A 17052-nucleotide genomic window follows, 5' to 3' on the forward strand; every position below is an offset into this window, starting at 1 on the left:
ACGAGAGGGCATTCCATGCGAGTACTGATAGTTGAGAATGAAGCAGAGGTTGCCCGCGCGGCGGCTGAGCAAGTTGCTGATGTGATCCGAAGAGGTCGCGGGGCGGGCCGGGCGGCGGTGCTCGGTGTTGCCACCGGATCCTCACCCCTCGGCATTTACCACGAGCTCGCGGCCCAGGTGCGTGGCGACAGGCTTGACACCGCGGGGGTCTCGGCGTTTGCGCTCGATGAGTATGTCGGTCTTGATGCGGGGCACCCCGAAAGCTACCACTCGGTGATTCGGCGCACGGTCACTGAACCGCTGCGCCTCGATCCCGCACGGGTGCACGTGCCCAACGGCACCGCAGCTGATCTTGAAGCAGAGTGCCGAGCCTACGAGCGGGCAATTCGAGGAGCTGGCGGGATCGACCTGCAGCTGCTCGGGATCGGCAGCAATGGGCACGTGGGGTTCAACGAACCCGTCTCTTCGTTCGCCTCGAGGACCAGGCTGAAGACGCTGGCGCCGCAGACCAGGGCAGACAACGCCAGGTTTTTCGAGTCGCCCGAGCAGGTGCCGGTGCACTGCGTGACACAGGGTCTGGGGACCATCCTGGAAGCCGATCGCTTGCTGCTGGTTGCGCACGGAACGGCGAAGGCCGACGCGGTCGCGAGAATGATTGAGGGCCCGCTCACGAGTATGTGTCCGGCTTCAGTACTGCAGTTGCACCCCGAAGCAACCGTCATTGTTGATCGCGAGGCTGCCGCGGAACTGCAGCTGACGGACTACTACGAGTGGGTGCAGCACCATTTGCCCGAGGGGCTGGTTGGCAAATGACCGAGACGTTGCTCGCGGCTCGTGTGGTGACCGCGACCGAGGTGCACTCGCCCGGCTGGATCTCGATTGATCGTGAGCGGATCACCGGGGTGGGAGCTGGGCTGCCGAGTGTGCGCGACGGGGAAGTACATGATCTCGGTGACGTGACGGTCGTGCCCGGGTTCGTTGATACTCACGTGCACGGGGGAGGTGGTGCGGGATACACGGGTGTTGGAAACGAGGTTTCACTGCGTCAAGCAGCGCTGATCGCACGCGATGCTCACCTGCAACACGGAACGACCGCGACGATGGCCAGCCTCGTCACCATGGACGCCGAAGCGCTGCTGCACGGAGTGCGCGGTCTGACCGAGCTCGTGCGCGAGGGGGTGCTTGGGGGCATCCACCTTGAGGGGCCGTGGCTGAGCCGTGCGCGCGCCGGTGCGCACGCTGTTTCACAGTTGCGGGATCCCGATCCCGCTGAAATCGCGGCGCTGCTCGCAGCGGGAGACGGTGCGATCGCGATGGTGACGATCGCCCCCGAGCTGCCGGGGGCGATCGACGCGATAGAGCAGCTCACCGCGGCTGGAGTTGTTGTGGCCATTGGCCATAGCGACGCGGACTACGAGACCGTTGTGAACGCGATTGCCGCAGGGGCGAGGGTCGCAACGCACCTGTTTAATGCGATGCGGCCGTTGGATCACCGCGAGCCGGGGCCGGTTCTTGCGCTGATGGAGGATCCGCGTGTGGCCCTTGAGCTCATTGCGGACGGTACGCACCTGCATCCCTCGGTGCTGGGTTGGGTCGAGGCCGCCGCCGGAGTGGATCGAGTGCTGCTCGTGTCTGATGCGATGGATGCTGCTGGGTGCGGTGACGGCGAGTACAAGCTGGGTGAACTTGATGTTGAGGTTCGTGACGGTGTCGCGAGGCTTTGCGGAGACGACACGATTGCTGGCAGCACCGCGACGATGGACCTGCTGTTTCGGGCGCGCGCGGAGAGCGGCGGGTGGAGCAGCGACGCGTTGCTGGCGGCGGTACGAGAGACCGCAACGAACCCGGCTCGAGCACTCTCCTGGGGTAACGAGGGCGACATCGCGGTCGACAAACACGCGAGCATGGTTGTGTTTGACCGTTCGCGTGTTGTATCTGGCGTTATGCGGCGCGGCGAATGGGTTCGTGAACCCGAGTCGAACTAGGCGCGGTAGTTTTCGACCAGCCGGTAGACAAACGCGGCCATCGCCTCGCGCGACAGGGAATCCTTAGCGAGAAACTTGCGACCGTCGGGTGTTTTGCTGCCGGTGGTCAGTTTTGCCTCGTAGAGCCAGGTGATCTCCGTGTAGAAGTTTGACTTTGGCGTGAGATCTGCGAAGGGCGACTTCTTTGGTGCCTTGAAGTTTTTGGGTGCCTCAAGACGGTACATAAACGCCGCCATTGCCTCGCGGCTGAGGCTGTTGTTTGGTCGGAAGCTTGGCTTACCCGATGGTTCGGCGTATCCCTTCGACAGCCCCTGCTGCCACATCCAGGTGATTTCTTTGTAGAACGGGTCACCGGGGTTCACGTCTGAGAAGGGTGACTCGCTCGGGGCCTGGTAGTTCTTTGGAGCCTCCAAGCGGTAAACGAAGGCTGCCATGGCTGAGCGCGTCAGGTTCTCACTTGGCTTATAGAGCGGCAAGCCAGAGCCCTGTGACCAGCCTCGCGAGTATCCGTTGCAGTACATCCAGGCAATTTCCGTGTGGAACTTGTGCTGGAGTGACACGTCAGCGAAAGCCTGGAAAGACTGCGGCCAGTGGCAGGGGCCGTAGCAGACGACCACCACTCCGGCGGTCGCGGTGGAAACCCCGTGATTACTGTCACCAACGTAGCTCGCAATGAGGCCCGTTGAAGAGGTGAGGCCTGCGGGGAGCGCAAAGGAGCCATCGAAACTGCCGTCTTTAGCGAGCTGCGCAGAGCCCACGGTTTTGCCGCCGAAATTGAAGTCGACAGTGCCAGTGGGGACGGTGCCGAACTGTGCGGTGACCCGACCCCAGACTCTCTCGCCGTTGTCGCTCACCCACGATGCGTCGACCTTTGTGGTGGCGGGCTTCACCGTGAGTGAGCTTTCCGTGGTTGCCAGTACGGCTGAGGCAGCGGCGGTATCGACGAGGGAAACCGAGACGCGGTGCTCGCCCGCGTTGAGTGTGGCGGCGGCTACTGTGACCTTTGCGGCACCCGTGCCGTTGAGCGCGACCGTTGAAATGACCATGCCGTCAATTGACACCACCGCTGCGGGAACGGTGCCGACCGGGGTGTTCGCTGCCTGCAGCGAAATGGTGGCTTTCTGCCCAAAGACGACGGGGGCGTTCGTGGAGGAGATGCTGGGTTCGGGAGCCTCGGCTGTCTGAGGGGCCTCGGTGACTTCGCTGCTCTGCGGGGCCGGATCCTGCGCTACTTCACTCGTGTTCTGCTCGGGTGAGACGACTGTGTCTTCTGAGCGCAGAGGAGCAGCAAAGGCTGCGCTCGTGGGAGCGGCCAATGACAAGGCGAATGCTGCTGAGAGGATCGCACCGAGCAGGCGCGCGTTTTTTGCGTGAGGAAGGGTCTTGCGCATGCTGGGGGTCACAAGCTTTCTAACGGTTCCAAGGGATTGGTGACAATTGTAACCTGAGATTTCAGGGGTGGCCATATGAAAATCAGAAGCAATTTCTGTAGAAGGGCTTCAGGGGCAAAAATATCTTGACGTCGAGATACTCTTGAAATCTCGGGTAGGATGGACTCCGGCCTCACAAAGGCCTGCCCAGGTAGCGATGAATCAAGATATTGGGAGAAACGTTGGCGAAGATCAAGGTTGAAGGAACAGTTGTCGAGCTCGACGGCGACGAGATGACACGCATCATCTGGCAGTTCATCAAGGATCGCCTGATCCACCCCTATCTCGACCTCACCCTCGAGTACTACGACCTCGGTATCCAGTACCGCGATGAGACCAACGACCAGGTCACCATCGACGCGGCACACGCGATCCAGAAGCACGGCGTCGGCGTGAAGTGCGCGACCATTACGCCCGATGAGGCACGCGTCGAAGAGTTCGGCCTGAAGAAGATGTGGCGCAGCCCGAACGGCACGATCCGCAACATCCTCGGTGGTGTGATCTTCCGCGAGCCGATCATTATCTCGAACATCCCGCGCCTCGTGCCCGGCTGGAACAAGCCGATCATCATCGGCCGCCACGCCTTCGGTGACCAGTACCGCGCCACCGATTTCCGCTTCGCGGGCGAGGGTAAGCTGACCGTCGAGTTCACCCCTGATGACGGTTCAGAACCCCAGAAGTTTGAGGTCTACCACTCGCCCGGCGACGGTGTTGCGCAGGTACAGTACAACCTCGACGACTCGATCCGTGACTTCGCGCGTGCGTCGCTGAACTACGGTCTCGGCCGCAACTACCCCGTCTACCTCTCCACCAAGAACACCATCCTGAAGGCCTACGACGGTCGCTTCAAGGACATCTTCCAGGAGATCTACGACGCAGAGTTCAAGGAGCGGTTCGAGGCAGCCGGTCTGACCTACGAGCACCGCCTGATCGACGACATGGTCGCTTCGGCCATGAAGTGGGAGGGCGGCTACGTCTGGGCCTGCAAGAACTACGACGGCGATGTGCAGTCTGACACCGTTGCGCAGGGCTTCGGCTCCCTCGGTCTGATGACCTCTGTGCTAGCGACGCCGGACGGCAAGGTTGTGGAAGCGGAAGCCGCTCACGGCACCGTGACCCGCCACTACCGCCAGCACCAGCAGGGTAAGCCCACCTCCACGAACCCGATCGCCTCGATCTTCGCGTGGACCCGTGGCCTGCAGCACCGCGGCAAGCTCGACGACAACCAGGCACTCATCGAGTTCGCGCTCGCTCTCGAGGATGTTGTTATCAAGACCGTTGAGTCGGGCAAGATGACCAAGGATCTCGCGCTTCTTGTGGGCCCTGAGCAGTCGTACCTGACGACCGAGGAGTTCCTCGCCGCGATTGACGAGAACCTGCAGGCTCGTTTGGCTTAGGTTTTGCGGGGGCCTTGTTTTCGGCCCCCCTCGAAATCGGGGTCAGTTTCTGGTAGCAACATGCGTTTTGTTACCAGAAACTGACCCCGTTTTTTGGGTTATGGGCCTTGTCTTGGTGTGAGCTCAGGAATATGCTGCCGCCATGAACGGCGGGGATATTGGCAACAGTAGTGTTTCGAAGGCGGCGGGCACCTCGGGGCAGGACGATGGTGGAATCACTCTGCCTGAGGCCATGACCGGTAGGGCAAGCCCCGCAAAGGCTGCGGTCGGTGACAAACCGGTTTTCGCCTATATTGCCAGCTTGCCCCAACCGCAGCGCGGAATCGCCGAGGCGGTCGATGCGCTGGCGGCTGCGACACTGCCGTCTCTCCAACGCTCTGTGAAGTGGGGGATGGCCTATTACGGCGTCGGTGATGGGTGGTGTTTCAGCTCCGGTGGTTTCGTTGGCCACGTCAAACTCATGTTCATCAACGGGGTCGCACTGAACCCGGTGCCGCCGGTGACTCCAGTAGGCATGGGGAAGGCGACCCGGGGCGTGGAACTCGCATCGGTGGAGGATCTCGACGCGTCTCCGCTTGCCGAGTGGATGAGGCAGGTTGCCTCGGTGCCGGGTGTCGGTGGGAAGAAGCGCTGACCGTGGCATCCCTGGCATCCTCGGCTCGATTTGCGGGTCAGTTTCCGGTACTAAAACGCGATTTAGTACCAGAAACTGACCCGCAAATTGAGGTGGGGTTGGGTGGGGTCAGCCGGGGCCGGGGCCTCAGCGAGCCGTCGACTGCCGCAGGTTGAGGGTTGCGCGCGGGGTGACCAAGGGGCCCTCAACACGCTGACCCTCGGCGAGCTTCACCGCGATCTCGACCGCGAACTGGGCGATCGCCTCCGGCTTGAGATCGAGAGTGGTGACCGTTGGGGTCGAGGTCTGGTTCTGAAGGGATCCGGATCCTGCCGCGACCAGGAGGTCCTCGGGAATGCGCAGGCCCCGTTTCAAGGCGGCTGCCGTAACGCCGGCCGCGTGGCGACCGGTAAGGCAGTAGATGGCATCCGGGCGTTCCGACGGATCTCCCGAGAAGAATTCGGCCATGACGGCCTCACCGACGCGCTCACCCATGGCCTCGGGCACCGACATGACGAGTGGGCGGAGTCCTCGGGATTCGCTCCACCGCACGACGGCGCTCTGCGAGGCGAGGTTCCAGTCGTTACGGTCGGTGCCCGTGACGAGCGCGATGCGTTTGGCTCCGGCATCAGTCAGGTGGCCGAGCATCATCTCGGTTTGGGCGTCGGCGTGCTCTTCAATCGCGAGGAACTGGCCGCGCCGGGCAGGATCCTCACCCACGCACACGAATGGAATGCGTTGCTCGGAGAGCATCGTGAGTACGGGGTCATTTTCGAAGGGTTCAGTGACGATGTAGGCGTCGGCCGCGAGGGCGCTGAAGGGCACCCCGGGCTTCGTTGGGTCGTCTATGAGCATCATGCTGTAGCCGTGCTCCATCGCGGCGAGCGAGGCGGCGCCGGCGGTTCGGAGGAAGTAGTCGACGCCCTCGGGTAGGAAGGTGTCGAGGCTGTGGAAAGGCCTGATCACCAGGGCAAGTAGGCCGAGCTTCGAGTTTTGCAGGCCGCGCGCGATCGGGCTGGGTCGGTAGCCAACCTCTGCCGCAATTTGTTCGATGCGATCAATCGTCTCTTGCCGCACAATGCCCTTGCCATTGAGCGCATGGGACACGGTCGTGGGGGAAACCCCCGCGGCCTTTGCGACATCGCGAATTGTAGCTCTGCGGCTCTCCTGCATTTGGCTAGAGTACCGGTTTCGGTACCGCGTTGCTGAATGAGCTGTCTCAAAACGATGATTCTTCGCCCGTTATGAAACCGTAACACCCAAACCGTTTTGCACAAACCGTTTTGGGTGTTAGTCTCCTCGTGGATCTTCAGTCCAGCGCTGTGCCGGATCGGTTGGATTCAATGACGAATTTCGAATGGAGAATTATCTTGAAACTCGCAAAGACGAGAGCTTCGATTGCGCTTCTTGCTGTGGCGAGCCTCGCGCTCGTGGGGTGCAGCTCCGCGAACCGCGGCGGCGAAGAGACCAAAACCGCGAACGCTGAGCTCCTGCAGACCACCCCCGCTGCCAAGGGTGACGCTGGCAAGGTCATCTGGAACTCAACTTACGGTGAGCTCGCAAACCTCGACCCGATTAAGGCGTTCAACTACCCCGAGAACACCGTCGTCGCGAACCTCTGCGAGGCGCTGTTCCAGATGCAGCCCGATTTCTCGATCAAGGAGAACCTGGCAACGGGGGCAACGACCGAAGACGGCACCGTCTGGAAGATCGGCATCCGCGACGATGTCACCTTCTGGGACGGCACCCCCATGACCGTCGAAGACGTGATCTACTCGCTTAACCGCAACATCGACCCTGCCGAGGGCAGCTACTGGGGCGGCGGAGTTGTCGCCAACATCAAGGACATCACAAAGACCGGCGACAACGAGATCACCATCTCGCTGAAGCAGCCGGACAACCTGCTTCCCTCGTCACTCTCCACCATCATCGGCACGGTTGTGCAGGAGAAGCAGCGCAAGGCCGCTGGCGACAACTACGGCAACCCCGACACGGGTGTGATGTGCACCGGCCCGATGAAGTACACGCCGGGCAACTGGAAGCAGGGCCAGTCGATCACGCTTGAGCGCTACGACGGCTACTGGAACTCCAAGAAGGCCGCGAAGTCGAAGCAGGTCGAGATCGGTTTTGTGGTGGATCCGACCGCCATCGCAAACGGACTCAAGACCGGCGAAATTCAAGGCTCGTACGACGTGCCACTGCCCGCGCTCGGTGAGCTTTCCTCCAGCACCTCGGGATCACTCGTCAGTGGTCAGGGCATGCAGATCATGGCCATCATCTCGACCGGCAACGGAGCATTCGGCGATCCTGCCGTGCGCCGCGCACTAACCAGGGCCACGGATCGCCAGGCCGTTGCCGACACGGTCTACGAGGGCACGGGCACACCGTCGCGCTCGGTCGTGCCGCAATCGGCGTGGGATCGCTACCCCGACGCCGCGAAGTCGCGCGACGAGAAGCTGCCCGACCTCGGCTTCGATATCGCTGCCGCAAAGGAAGAGCTGAAGGCCGCGAAGGTTGACACCTCAAAGCCCATCAAGATCGCCTACCCCAGCGAGCGCAGCTTCTACGCTGACATCCTCAACGAGATGGCGAACGGCGCCAAGGAACTCGGTCTGACGCTCGAGCCCACCGGTGTGCCGAGTGCGCAGTTCGGTGCGTTCTTCTCGGATCCCGAGGCGCGCAAGGGCTACGACGGTTTTGTGACGACGAACTACCTGAGCGCTCCCGAGCCGCTGCTGCACCTCATCAGCGTCGCGAAGACCGGTAGTGACCAGAACTACTCGGGCTTCTCTGACCCGAAGGTCGACGCCGCGCTCGACGCAGCCCTCGCCGAGACCGACGAGACGAAGCGTTCAGAGCTGACGGTTGACGCTGAAGCGCTGATCATGGAGCAGCAGCCCTGGGTGCCGATCAACGACCTCGCGGTGCGCATGTACATGAACGAGGCCGTCACCGGGGCGCCCGCCTCGTTTGTGTACCTCTACTACCCGTGGGCCGCTGACCTCGGCTCCACAAAGTAGCTAGCAGCAAGTGAGCTCTGCAGAAAGGGGTCGTTCATGGCCTACGTATTGAGAAGAATCGGCGCGCTCATCGCCGTGCTCATCGTGTCCAGCTTCATCGTGTTCTCGGGCATGTATCTTGCCCCGGGAAGCCCCGAGCAGTTTCTTGTTCAGGGGCGCACCGTGAGCCCGGAGGTGCTCGAAGCGATTCGTGCACAGTACGGTCTGGACGATCCCTTTCTGCTGCGCTACTGGCACTGGCTGATCGACGTGCTGCAGGGCGACCTCGGTCGCTCGCTGTTGACCCAGCAAGATGTGTCGTCGCTCATCGCCTCGCGCCTGCCAACGACCCTGTTTTTGGCAGCGTTTGCCGCGCTCCTCATCATCATCTTTGGTGTGGGGCTGGGCATTCTCGCCGCCACCCGCTCGGGTGTTTTCGAGAAGCTCGTGGTGTTCGGCTCGAACCTCGGCTTTGCAGTGCCGACGTTTTTCGCGGCGCTGATCCTGATGTTTCTCTTCGGCTCGAACCTCGGGTGGTTTCCGGTGTCGGGATCGGGGACCGGCTTTACCGACCGGGTCTGGCACCTGACCCTGCCCGCGATCGCACTTGCCTTCCCCGGCATAGCCGTGGTCGCGCGCATCACGCGAACGGCGGTGCGTGAAGAGCAGGACTCCGACCACGTCGTGATGGCGATTGCCCGAGGTGTGCCGAAGCAGTTTGTGCTGTGGCGGCACACGATCCGCAACTCCATGCTGCCGGTGACGACGGTGCTCGGCACCAACATCGCGGGACTGCTGGCGAGTGCGTTTGTGATCGAGTACGCGTTCACCCTCGACGGTATCGGCTCGCTGCTCGTCAACTCGGTACAGAAAAAGGACTTCGCGGTGGTGCAGGCGATCGCGCTCATTATGGTGCTGGCATTTGGCCTCATCAACCTGATCGTTGACCTGCTGTACGCGGTGATTGATCCGCGAGTTCGACTGAGCACAAAGGTGGCAGCGCGATGAACAACAAGCAACACTTCAAGCCGGCTCCGACGACCAACACAACCTCGCAAGACACGGTTGCGGTGCAGCTGCTGCGCAAGCACCGCAACGATGTGCCGACCGGGGGATGGCGGCTGCTCATGCGTCGTCTCGGCCCGGTTGGGATCGTGAGTGCCGCGATTATTCTTCTCGTCATTCTGGTCGCCATCTTTGCGCCGCTGCTTTCCCCCTACGATCCCTTCGAGGGAAGCCTCACCATGCGGCATCAGGCCTCGAGCCTCGAACACCTCATGGGCACGGATCAGTCGGGTCGCGACATCTTCTCGAGGATCATCTGGGGTGCGCGCACCAGCCTGCTCGGACCCACGATTGTTGTGGTGATCACAGTGGTGCTCGCGACAACCCTCGCGCTGACCGCGGTGTGGTTCGGTGGCAAGGTCGACGCGCTCATCAGCCGAGTGCTCGACATTCTCTTCGCCTTCCCGAACATGCTGCTCGCGATTCTCGCGGTCGCCATCTTCGGACCCTCACTGCTGACCGCGTCGATCGCGCTGGCGATTGGGTTCACGCCGTATTCGGCGCGCGTGATCCGCTCGGTCGCACTCCGAGAGCGCAATCTGCCCTACGTGGCCTCCGCGCGACTGCAGGGAATCTCGGGCTTCATCATCACGGTTCGACACATCTTGCCGAACGTGCGCACGCAGATCCTTACCGGCATGACGATCAACTTCGGCTACGCCATGATCGAGCTTGCCGCGCTCTCGTTCCTGGGGCTCGGGGTGCAACCGCCAACGCCCGACTGGGGTCTCATGGTCTCGAACGGGCAGGCCTCCCTGCAACAGGGTTTCTGGGAGCAGAGTGTGTTCGCGGGCCTTGCAATCGTGATCACCGTCGCGGCCTTCGGGTACGTCGGCGAGCAACTAGGCGGCCGTCGCGCCGCGGGGAGGGTGCGCTGATGTTGAGGATCAACAATCTTGTTCTCACCGTGACCGATCCCGATACGGGGCAGCAAACTGAGATCTTGCACGGCAACTCCTTCGAGTTGGCGCAGGGCGAGGCCCTAGGCCTTGTCGGTGAATCAGGCTCGGGTAAGTCGATGACACTGAAGTGTGTGCTCGGGATCGAGCCGCCGGGTGCGCGGGTAACGGGTGCCATCGAGCTTGACGGCACCGACATGCTGACCGCGAGTGGCGAGGCGCTGCGCAAGATTCGTGCGAACGACCTCGCGCTCATCGCGCAGAACCCGCACGGGGCACTCAACCCGGTGCTGCCGGTCGAGCGATTCTTGATCGAGGGCATGTCTGATGCTCGCTCGAAGGACAAAAAGACTGCCAGGGTGCTCGCGGCAGACCTGCTGCGCCAGGTCGGCATCGATGACACTGAGCGTGTGCTGCGCTCGTACCCGCACCAGCTATCGGGCGGACTGCTGCAGCGCGTGGTGATCGCGGGCGCCATCTCGGGTGACCCCAAACTACTACTCGCCGACGAACCGACCACCGCCCTCGACGTGACAACCCAGGCCGAGGTGGTTGCGATCCTTGACGAAAAGCGGCGCGAGCACGGGCTCTCAATGGTCTTTGTCACCCACGACCTCGACCTCGCAGCCGCCGTGTGCGACCGCCTCGCCGTGATGAAGGACGGCGAGATCGTCGAGATCGGCACACCGGAAGAGATTCGGGATCACCCCGAGACCGAATACACCCGCAATCTGATGGCTGCGCGGCCGATGCTGTACCCCAAGGGGCACCCGGCGGCATTTCTTTCCGAGAACAAGGAGGCCCAGGCATGAGCGCGATCATCGAGGTCGAACAGCTGAACCGCACCTTCCACCTGTCACGGAAGGCCTCGGTTCACGCGCTCAACGATGTCTCCTGTGAGCTGCGGCAGGGGACGTGCTTGGCGGTGGTGGGGGAATCAGGATCGGGCAAGTCGACTCTCGCCCGCGTGATCGTCGGCCTGGAAACCGCCGACTCCGGCACGGTGAGGATCGCGGGCACCGAGGTGAAACCGACCACCGCGCGGCGCCAGCTGCGGGAACGCGCGAAACTCGTGCAGATGGTGTTTCAAGATCCGCAGGGATCACTCAACCGTTCCCTGCCGGTCTCCGCCACCATTGACGAGATGCTGCAGGCACACCGCCCCGATCTCGACCGGGCCGCGCGCCGCGCGCGTGTGCTCGAGCTGTTCGCCGAGGTGGGTCTCACCGAGCGCCACGCGGACGCAAAGCCCGCGGCGCTTTCCGGGGGTCAGAAACAGCGCGTCGCGATCGCGCGGGCGCTCGCCGCAGAGCCGCAGATCCTGGTGCTCGACGAGGCGGTTTCGGCGCTCGACGTTTCTGTCCAGGCGCAGGTGCTCGACCTGCTGAAGCGGCTGCGCGCCGAACACGGTCTGTCGTACCTCTTTATTACCCACGACCTCTCGGTTGTGCGCGATATCGCGGACGACGTTGTGGTGATGCGCACGGGGCAGATTATCGAGCGCGGCACAGTTGACGCGGTGCTCGATGATCCGCAGCAGGCATACACAAAACTTCTCATCGCTTCGGCACCGAGGCCCGGCTGGAAGCCGGAGCGGGGGCTGCGAGCTGCGCTCATGGGGGCGTAGTCTGAGCCTCGCGGCAGGATGGGCTTGAGTAACAATTGTTCGATCACAATGAATTGACGGGAAAACTGGGGATGCTGAAAACCACCGAACGGCTGCACCTGCGAGTTGCCGGCGCGACGAGTCGCGAGCTTGGCCTCAGCAGAGGAACACAGCTGCGAGGCAGTCTTGCCGCGGCCTACACGAAGTACGCCGAGCTCTTTCGGGTGCTCGGGGTGAGCGAGGCGCAGGAGCGCGAGGGTGCTGATCGCGTGATCGAGGTGCTGCAGGGCTGGCGACCGGCCGCGGCAGAAGAGCTTGCGGGGATCGCCGAGGGCTCGGGTCTTGAACTCGCCCAGATTGCGGCGCTCAACGCGCGCACGGAGATCATTGCCATGGGCCCGCGTGGCTCAAGCGAGTGCTCAACCATCACCGCGCAGATCGATGGCCACCGCTACGGGGTGCAGACCTGGGACTGGCACATTGAACTCGATCCGTTCTGGCACACACACGAGGTCACCGGCCCGGGATACCGCTACGCGGGCCTGACCGAGCAGGGCATCGTCAGCAAGATCGGCGTCAATGAGGCCGGTCTCGCCCTGCACTTCAACATTCTGGGGCACCAGGCTGACGGCCCAGGGGGAGTGCCGATGCACGTACTCTCCTCCGTTGTGCTGTCGGAGTGTGCGACCGTGCGCGAAGCTGTCGAGCTGATCCGATCCGCCCCGATTGCCTCGTCGTCAGCGTTCACAATGCTCGACGGAACCGAGGCCGTGTCTGTCGAGATGAGCCCGGCCGGGGTCTTCGAGATCGCCGAGGTCGATGGTGCGGTGCAGCGCACGAATCACTTCCAGAACAGCACCCCGCTGGCGCACCAAAAGACCGAGGTCTACGAGCCCGACTCGACAGAGCGCCTGGAACTGATTCGGGAACGCCTGAGCTCGGGTGCACCGAGCGACCTCCCCGCAATGGTGGAGCTGCTGGTGAGCGGTGCCGGTGATCCGCCCCTCAGCTGCGTCGCCGACATGTCGAAGCAGTACGGGGAGCGCTGGGCGACACTCGCCACCATCGAGACCGACCCCGATGCGCGAATGATCCGCATTCTCGACGGAATGCCGACCGAGGCCGCGGGCGCGGAGTGGCGGGAGTTGCGCGCGTAAGTTTTTGAGCGCTGGATGATCGGTCGGATGCTCGGGACATCGAGTCGGGTGGAACCTTCGAAACCTGGGGAGTATGGAACCATGACGATGACCGCCCCCATCCCAGTACAAACCACCCCGCCCGAGCACTCCGCCGGGGGCCAACAACGCCTGCCGTACGGGGCGCTGATCACGATGATGCTCATGAGCTTCTTTTTGGTCACGGCCGAGTTCTTGCCGAGTGGCATGCTCACCCGAATTGCCGATGGCCTGGGCGTCACAACTGGCCAGGCGGGCCAGATGGTGTCGATCACGGCACTCGCTGGTCTGCTGGCCGCGCCGACTGTCGGCATCCTGCTGCCGCGGCTTGACCGGCGCTCACTGCTGATCTGGATGGCGATCGCGGCCACGGTCTCGAACGCGCTAGTTGCAGTGGCACCGAGCTTGATCCTCGTGATTCTTGCGCGCTTTCTGCTGGGTGTTGCCATCTCTGGGTTCTGGGCGATGTCGATTACGGTAGCCGCTCGCATCGCGGGGCCGGAACGTCTCGGGCGCGCGGTCATGTTCAACTCGGCTGGTGTTTCGCTTGCCACCGTGGCGGGTGTGCCGCTTGGAGTCATGCTGAGTGAACTGATCGACTGGCGCGGTGTGTTTTGGATTGCGGCCGCGCTGAGTGCCTTGCTCGCGGTGCTGCTGCGGGTGATGCTGCCGTCAGTTCCGGCGGCCGGTAGCGCGCGCCTGTCGACGCTGATCGCTGCGCTGCGGCGCCCCGGTATTGCCTTCGGTGTGGTCGCCAACGTGTTTGTTGTAGCTGGCCATTTTCTCGCGTACACCTACGTTCGTGTTGCGCTCGAGCGCGTGAGCGAGGGCGGAACTCGGATCGGCGCCGACACGATTGTGATCCTCTTGGCACTCTTTGGGCTCGGCGGTCTCATCGGTAACGCCGTGATCGGAATGATTGTGGATCGCCGCTACCGCGTGCTCGCCGTTCTGACACCGCTGATTATCTCGGGGTTCATCTTGCTCGTTGCGGTGGCCTCCGGTTCTCTGTGGGCGACCGGCGCCGCCGTGTTTGCCTGGGGATTCTTCTTCGCATCGTGGCTGCTCATCGCCAACACCTGGGTTGGGCACCGCATCCCAGATCAGTTGGAGGCGGGTGGGAGCCTGATCGTTGTTGGGTTCCAGTCGGGCATCATGATTGCAGCGGCCGCGGGTGGTGCACTGGTTGACGTGCTTGGAATCGGCCCCGTGTTTGTTGCGGCGGCGATCCTGCTGCTGCTCGGTGCACTGCAGTTTGGGCTCTCCGACAGAATCTCGGAGCGGCACAGCCTGCGCTAGTGCAGCGCGTCAGTGCGCTAGTGCAGTGCGCCAGGCAGACGGGGTCTTGCCGACGTGGCGGCGGAAGGCGCGGCTGAAGCCATCGTCTGAACCGTAGCCGCTGAGGCGGGCTGCCTCCGAGACACCGATGCCCTCGGCGAGGAGCTTCTGCGCCGAGCGGATGCGCACCTCGGCAACGTAGTTTGCGGGCGAGACCCCGGTTGCGGCCCTAAAACGCTCGGCGAACGAGGAGCGGGACATCGCCCCGGCGCGCGCGAGTGTGTCGAGCGTCCACTCCTTACTGGGATCAGCGTTGACGGCTTCAACCACTCGATCCAAATATGGATCATTGGTGGAAGAAGGCCAGCCGTCTGGCGCACAGCCTCGCAGCACCCACGCGCGAATGACCGTCACAAGCACCGTGTTCGCCATCATCTTGCAGACCACAGACCCTCCGAGCTGGTTCGCGCAGAGATCTTTGTTGTCGCTCAGATTTGGGCCGAGCTGGGAGGCGAGCGCCGCGATAGCCGGTTCGCTTTCCAGCAGGTTGCGCACGGTGATCGTGTCTGGAAGCAGATTGAGCAGGTGCGCCGCGGACTCGGTGAAATCGAGTGAAGACACAAAGATGAATGCGGGATTGCTAAACCGCAGCGAGTGAGATTGCCGCCCAGTAAAGAGCAGCGCATCGCCGCTGGTGTAGCTCGTCTCTTGCGCAAATCGATCGACGCCCAGAGCGCCGCTGATCACGTACACGAGCGTGACGCTGCCCTTTGGGATCGTGATCACTTCTTCGGGGTGAACTACAACGCGGTGCTGCCGAATCAGGTTGGCGTCAATACCAGAAAGCACGCGATCGATTGCCGAATCAGAGTGGCGGGTTTGCGGTACTGCTGCGGAGCCGTCGTGAGCCGACGAGACCGTCGTGTCAAAGAGTGTGAGTGAACTCATGCGGGAGACAACGTAGAGTTGCCTCCCGCTATTCCGGTTAGCTCTCGGAGAGGAGCTCGCGCACGCGCGGGATCACGGCCGTGCCGTAGAGTCCGACGCTAGACATGAGCTGCTCGTGAGGCATCGTGCCGCTTGAATACTTGAGATCGAAGCGGTCCACGCCAAGCGTGCGCACGGTCGATGCGATGCGCTGCGCGACGGTCTCGGGTGAGCCGACGTACAGCGATCCCGCGTCGGCTTCGTGCTCGAACTCTGCGCGGGTGGTGTTTGGCCAGCCGCGTTCCGATCCAATACGATTGCGGTTCTTTTCAAAGTGCAGCCAGAGCTGATCCCGAGCCTCCGCGTCGGTCTCGGCGATGTGCCCCGGCGAGTGCACGCCGAGGGGCATCTGGTCACGACCGAGCTCGTCTTGCGTCTGCCGATAGAGGTTCGCGAATGGAAGGAAGCGCGCCGGGTCGCCACCGATAATCGCGAGCATCATCGGAATTCCCGCCTGCACGCTGCGCAGCACCGAGTGGGGGCTGCCGCCGACGCCGATCCAGGATCGCACGCCGTTTGGCTGCTCCGTCTTCGGATAGATCTCCTGGTTGACGAGCGGGCTGCGGTGTTTGCCTGACCAGGTCACGGGCCCCTCGGAGCGAAGCAGGTTGAAGAGGTCGAGCTTCTCGGCGAAGAGTGTCTCGTAGTCGCCCAGATCGTAACCGAACAGCGGAAATGACTCGGTGAACGATCCACGGCCGAGAATCACCTCGGCGCGTCCGTTGCTGACAGCGTCGAGTGTTGCGAAGCGCTGGTAGACCCGAACGGGGTCGTCACTCGACAGGATGGTCACGCCGGTTCCGAGCAGGATCCGCTCGGTCTTTCCCGCGATGGCCGCGAGAGTGATCTCGGGCGAACTGATGGCGAAGTCGTCGCGGTGGTGCTCGCCAAGAGTGATCGCGTCGACGCCGAGCTGGTCGGCAAGAACCGCCTGCTCGACAACGTTGCGGAGTACCTGCGCGTGGCTCTCGGGCTCTCCGCTCGCAGCGTGGGTGATGTCACCGAAGGTATCGAGGCCGAGGATCAGCTCGGACGCGCTCGCGCCGGCGACCGCTTGAATGGGGGAGTTGCTCATGCCGACTGTAACGGCAGAGCTGTCCCCTGTATTCCTTGGCGCTCGTGGCGGGCTAGCGGGTGCGAGTCGAAGCGAGGTAGCCGATGACCGCGGCGATGATCCCGAACAGCGCAGCCCAGACCCAGAAGATGCCAAAGCTGAGCATCGCGGCGACGGCTGCGGCCAGAAGCAACAGCTCAACGAGCGCTTGCCCGAAGCGATCGGTGCGCAGCACAGGGCGCGGCGAAAGGAAAAGCGCCCAAACGAGCACCGACAGCACCAAGAACCCGATGCCGGTCAAAACCCCGGGGAAGGGAAGCGGCCACTCGACAAAGCCCCACACGGTCACCGCGGCAATGGCGATGAGGTGGAAGAGGCTGCGCAGCAGTACCAGGGTCGAACCTGAACGAGCGGGGGCGGAATTGGAAGTGCTGGTCACCCGTATAGTCTACCGGCCCGGGGAGGCTCCTCTTGAACCGCTGCCATCAAGCTGACAGGCCATGATCTGGTCGAGAAGCCATCCCGCAGAGTGGCCTCTCGACGAGATCATGGCCTCTCGGCAGG

The 17052-nt window shown here is 62.9% G+C and carries 16 protein-coding genes; 11 read left to right on the forward strand and 5 right to left on the reverse strand.

Annotated features, from left to right (window positions below):
- Window positions 1-15 precede the first annotated feature (15 nt).
- Window positions 16-813: a glucosamine-6-phosphate deaminase gene (gene nagB / locus G7068_RS12435; protein WP_166292254.1), complete on the forward strand. Its 798-nt coding sequence runs from the start codon at window positions 16-18 to the stop codon at window positions 811-813.
- Complete coding sequence (gene nagA, locus G7068_RS12440; RefSeq protein WP_166292255.1) at window positions 810-1985, forward strand: N-acetylglucosamine-6-phosphate deacetylase; 1176 nt, start codon at window positions 810-812, stop codon at window positions 1983-1985. The genes nagB and nagA overlap by 4 nt, the downstream gene beginning before the upstream one ends.
- On the opposite strand, the gene G7068_RS12445 is transcribed toward nagA, so the two are convergent.
- The gene (locus G7068_RS12445; protein ID WP_166292256.1) at window positions 1982-3388 is read right to left on the reverse strand and encodes an S-layer homology domain-containing protein; all 1407 of its coding nucleotides are present in this window, start codon (window positions 3386-3388) and stop codon (window positions 1982-1984) included. The two genes, nagA and G7068_RS12445, sit on opposite strands and share 4 nt — an antisense overlap.
- A 209-nt stretch (window positions 3389-3597) precedes the next feature.
- On the opposite strand from G7068_RS12445, the gene G7068_RS12450 reads away from it, so the two are divergent.
- Together G7068_RS12450 and G7068_RS12455 are read left to right on the forward strand one after the other, a co-directional pair.
- A complete protein-coding gene (locus tag G7068_RS12450; protein WP_166292257.1) occupies window positions 3598-4812 on the forward strand; it encodes an NADP-dependent isocitrate dehydrogenase in 1215 nt (404 codons plus the stop codon).
- A gap of 142 nt (window positions 4813-4954) precedes the next feature.
- The gene (locus G7068_RS12455) at window positions 4955-5446 is read left to right on the forward strand and encodes a DUF1801 domain-containing protein (RefSeq protein ID WP_244304488.1); all 492 of its coding nucleotides are present in this window, start codon (window positions 4955-4957) and stop codon (window positions 5444-5446) included.
- A 126-nt stretch (window positions 5447-5572) separates the two neighbouring features.
- Here the strand turns inward: G7068_RS12455 and G7068_RS12460 are convergent, their stop codons facing one another.
- Entirely contained in the window at window positions 5573-6598 is a 1026-nt protein-coding gene (locus G7068_RS12460; RefSeq protein ID WP_166292258.1) for a LacI family DNA-binding transcriptional regulator, read from the reverse strand.
- Window positions 6599-6795: 197 nt separating this feature from the next.
- Here G7068_RS12460 and G7068_RS12465 point away from each other — a divergent pair, with 197 nt between their 5' ends.
- From G7068_RS12465 to G7068_RS12495, 7 genes are all read left to right on the forward strand, one after another.
- Complete coding sequence (locus G7068_RS12465; RefSeq protein WP_244304490.1) at window positions 6796-8445, forward strand: ABC transporter substrate-binding protein; 1650 nt, start codon at window positions 6796-6798, stop codon at window positions 8443-8445.
- A gap of 36 nt (window positions 8446-8481) precedes the next feature.
- A complete protein-coding gene (locus G7068_RS12470; RefSeq protein ID WP_166292260.1) occupies window positions 8482-9432 on the forward strand; it encodes an ABC transporter permease in 951 nt (316 codons plus the stop codon).
- A complete protein-coding gene (locus tag G7068_RS12475) occupies window positions 9429-10367 on the forward strand; it encodes an ABC transporter permease (protein WP_166292261.1) in 939 nt (312 codons plus the stop codon). Before G7068_RS12470 ends, G7068_RS12475 begins: the two co-directional genes overlap by 4 nt.
- Window positions 10367-11200 (forward strand): ABC transporter ATP-binding protein, encoded by an 834-nt coding sequence (locus G7068_RS12480; RefSeq protein WP_166292262.1) that lies wholly within the window; start codon window positions 10367-10369, stop codon window positions 11198-11200. The genes G7068_RS12475 and G7068_RS12480 overlap by 1 nt, the downstream gene beginning before the upstream one ends.
- On the forward strand, window positions 11197-12015 hold the full coding sequence (locus G7068_RS12485; RefSeq protein ID WP_166292263.1) for an ABC transporter ATP-binding protein: 819 nt from the start codon (window positions 11197-11199) through the stop codon (window positions 12013-12015). Before G7068_RS12480 ends, G7068_RS12485 begins: the two co-directional genes overlap by 4 nt.
- A 71-nt stretch (window positions 12016-12086) precedes the next feature.
- Window positions 12087-13151 carry a C45 family autoproteolytic acyltransferase/hydrolase gene (locus tag G7068_RS12490; protein WP_166292264.1) on the forward strand — a complete coding sequence of 355 codons (1065 nt, stop codon included), beginning with the start codon at window positions 12087-12089 and terminating at the stop codon, window positions 13149-13151.
- 87 nt (window positions 13152-13238) lie between these two features.
- Entirely contained in the window at window positions 13239-14468 is a 1230-nt protein-coding gene (locus G7068_RS12495; protein WP_341873746.1) for an MFS transporter, read from the forward strand.
- Between the two features lie 9 nt (window positions 14469-14477).
- On the opposite strand, the gene G7068_RS12500 is transcribed toward G7068_RS12495, so the two are convergent.
- Genes G7068_RS12500 through G7068_RS12510 form a run of 3 tightly spaced genes read right to left on the reverse strand, consistent with a single transcriptional unit; the run spans window position 14478 to window position 16927 of the window.
- Window positions 14478-15395 carry a helix-turn-helix domain-containing protein gene (locus G7068_RS12500; RefSeq protein ID WP_166292266.1) on the reverse strand — a complete coding sequence of 306 codons (918 nt, stop codon included), beginning with the start codon at window positions 15393-15395 and terminating at the stop codon, window positions 14478-14480.
- A gap of 37 nt (window positions 15396-15432) precedes the next feature.
- The gene (locus G7068_RS12505; protein WP_166292267.1) at window positions 15433-16509 is read right to left on the reverse strand and encodes an LLM class flavin-dependent oxidoreductase; all 1077 of its coding nucleotides are present in this window, start codon (window positions 16507-16509) and stop codon (window positions 15433-15435) included.
- A 52-nt stretch (window positions 16510-16561) separates the two neighbouring features.
- Window positions 16562-16927 carry a DUF2568 domain-containing protein gene (locus tag G7068_RS12510; protein ID WP_166292268.1) on the reverse strand — a complete coding sequence of 122 codons (366 nt, stop codon included), beginning with the start codon at window positions 16925-16927 and terminating at the stop codon, window positions 16562-16564.
- Window positions 16928-17052 lie beyond the last annotated feature (125 nt).

This window comes from Leucobacter viscericola (genome assembly GCF_011299575.1).
Classification (GTDB): Bacteria; Actinomycetota; Actinomycetes; order Actinomycetales; family Microbacteriaceae; genus Leucobacter; species Leucobacter viscericola.

Bases quoted from the DNA above. Each gene is read 5' to 3' on its own strand.
- nagB (WP_166292254.1), top strand. From the start codon at position 16: ATGCGAGTACTGATAGTTGAGAATGAAGCAGAGGTTGCCCGCGCGGCG.
- nagA (WP_166292255.1), top strand. From the start codon at position 810: ATGACCGAGACGTTGCTCGCGGCTCGTGTGGTGACCGCGACCGAGGTG.
- G7068_RS12455 (WP_244304488.1), top strand. From the start codon at position 4,955: ATGAACGGCGGGGATATTGGCAACAGTAGTGTTTCGAAGGCGGCGGGC.
- G7068_RS12460 (WP_166292258.1), bottom strand. From the start codon at position 6,598: ATGCAGGAGAGCCGCAGAGCTACAATTCGCGATGTCGCAAAGGCCGCG.
- G7068_RS12470 (WP_166292260.1), top strand. From the start codon at position 8,482: ATGGCCTACGTATTGAGAAGAATCGGCGCGCTCATCGCCGTGCTCATC.
- G7068_RS12475 (WP_166292261.1), top strand. From the start codon at position 9,429: ATGAACAACAAGCAACACTTCAAGCCGGCTCCGACGACCAACACAACC.
- G7068_RS12480 (WP_166292262.1), top strand. From the start codon at position 10,367: ATGTTGAGGATCAACAATCTTGTTCTCACCGTGACCGATCCCGATACG.
- G7068_RS12485 (WP_166292263.1), top strand. From the start codon at position 11,197: ATGAGCGCGATCATCGAGGTCGAACAGCTGAACCGCACCTTCCACCTG.
- G7068_RS12490 (WP_166292264.1), top strand. From the start codon at position 12,087: ATGCTGAAAACCACCGAACGGCTGCACCTGCGAGTTGCCGGCGCGACG.
- G7068_RS12495 (WP_341873746.1), top strand. From the start codon at position 13,239: ATGACCGCCCCCATCCCAGTACAAACCACCCCGCCCGAGCACTCCGCC.
- G7068_RS12500 (WP_166292266.1), bottom strand. From the start codon at position 15,395: ATGAGTTCACTCACACTCTTTGACACGACGGTCTCGTCGGCTCACGAC.
- G7068_RS12505 (WP_166292267.1), bottom strand. From the start codon at position 16,509: ATGAGCAACTCCCCCATTCAAGCGGTCGCCGGCGCGAGCGCGTCCGAG.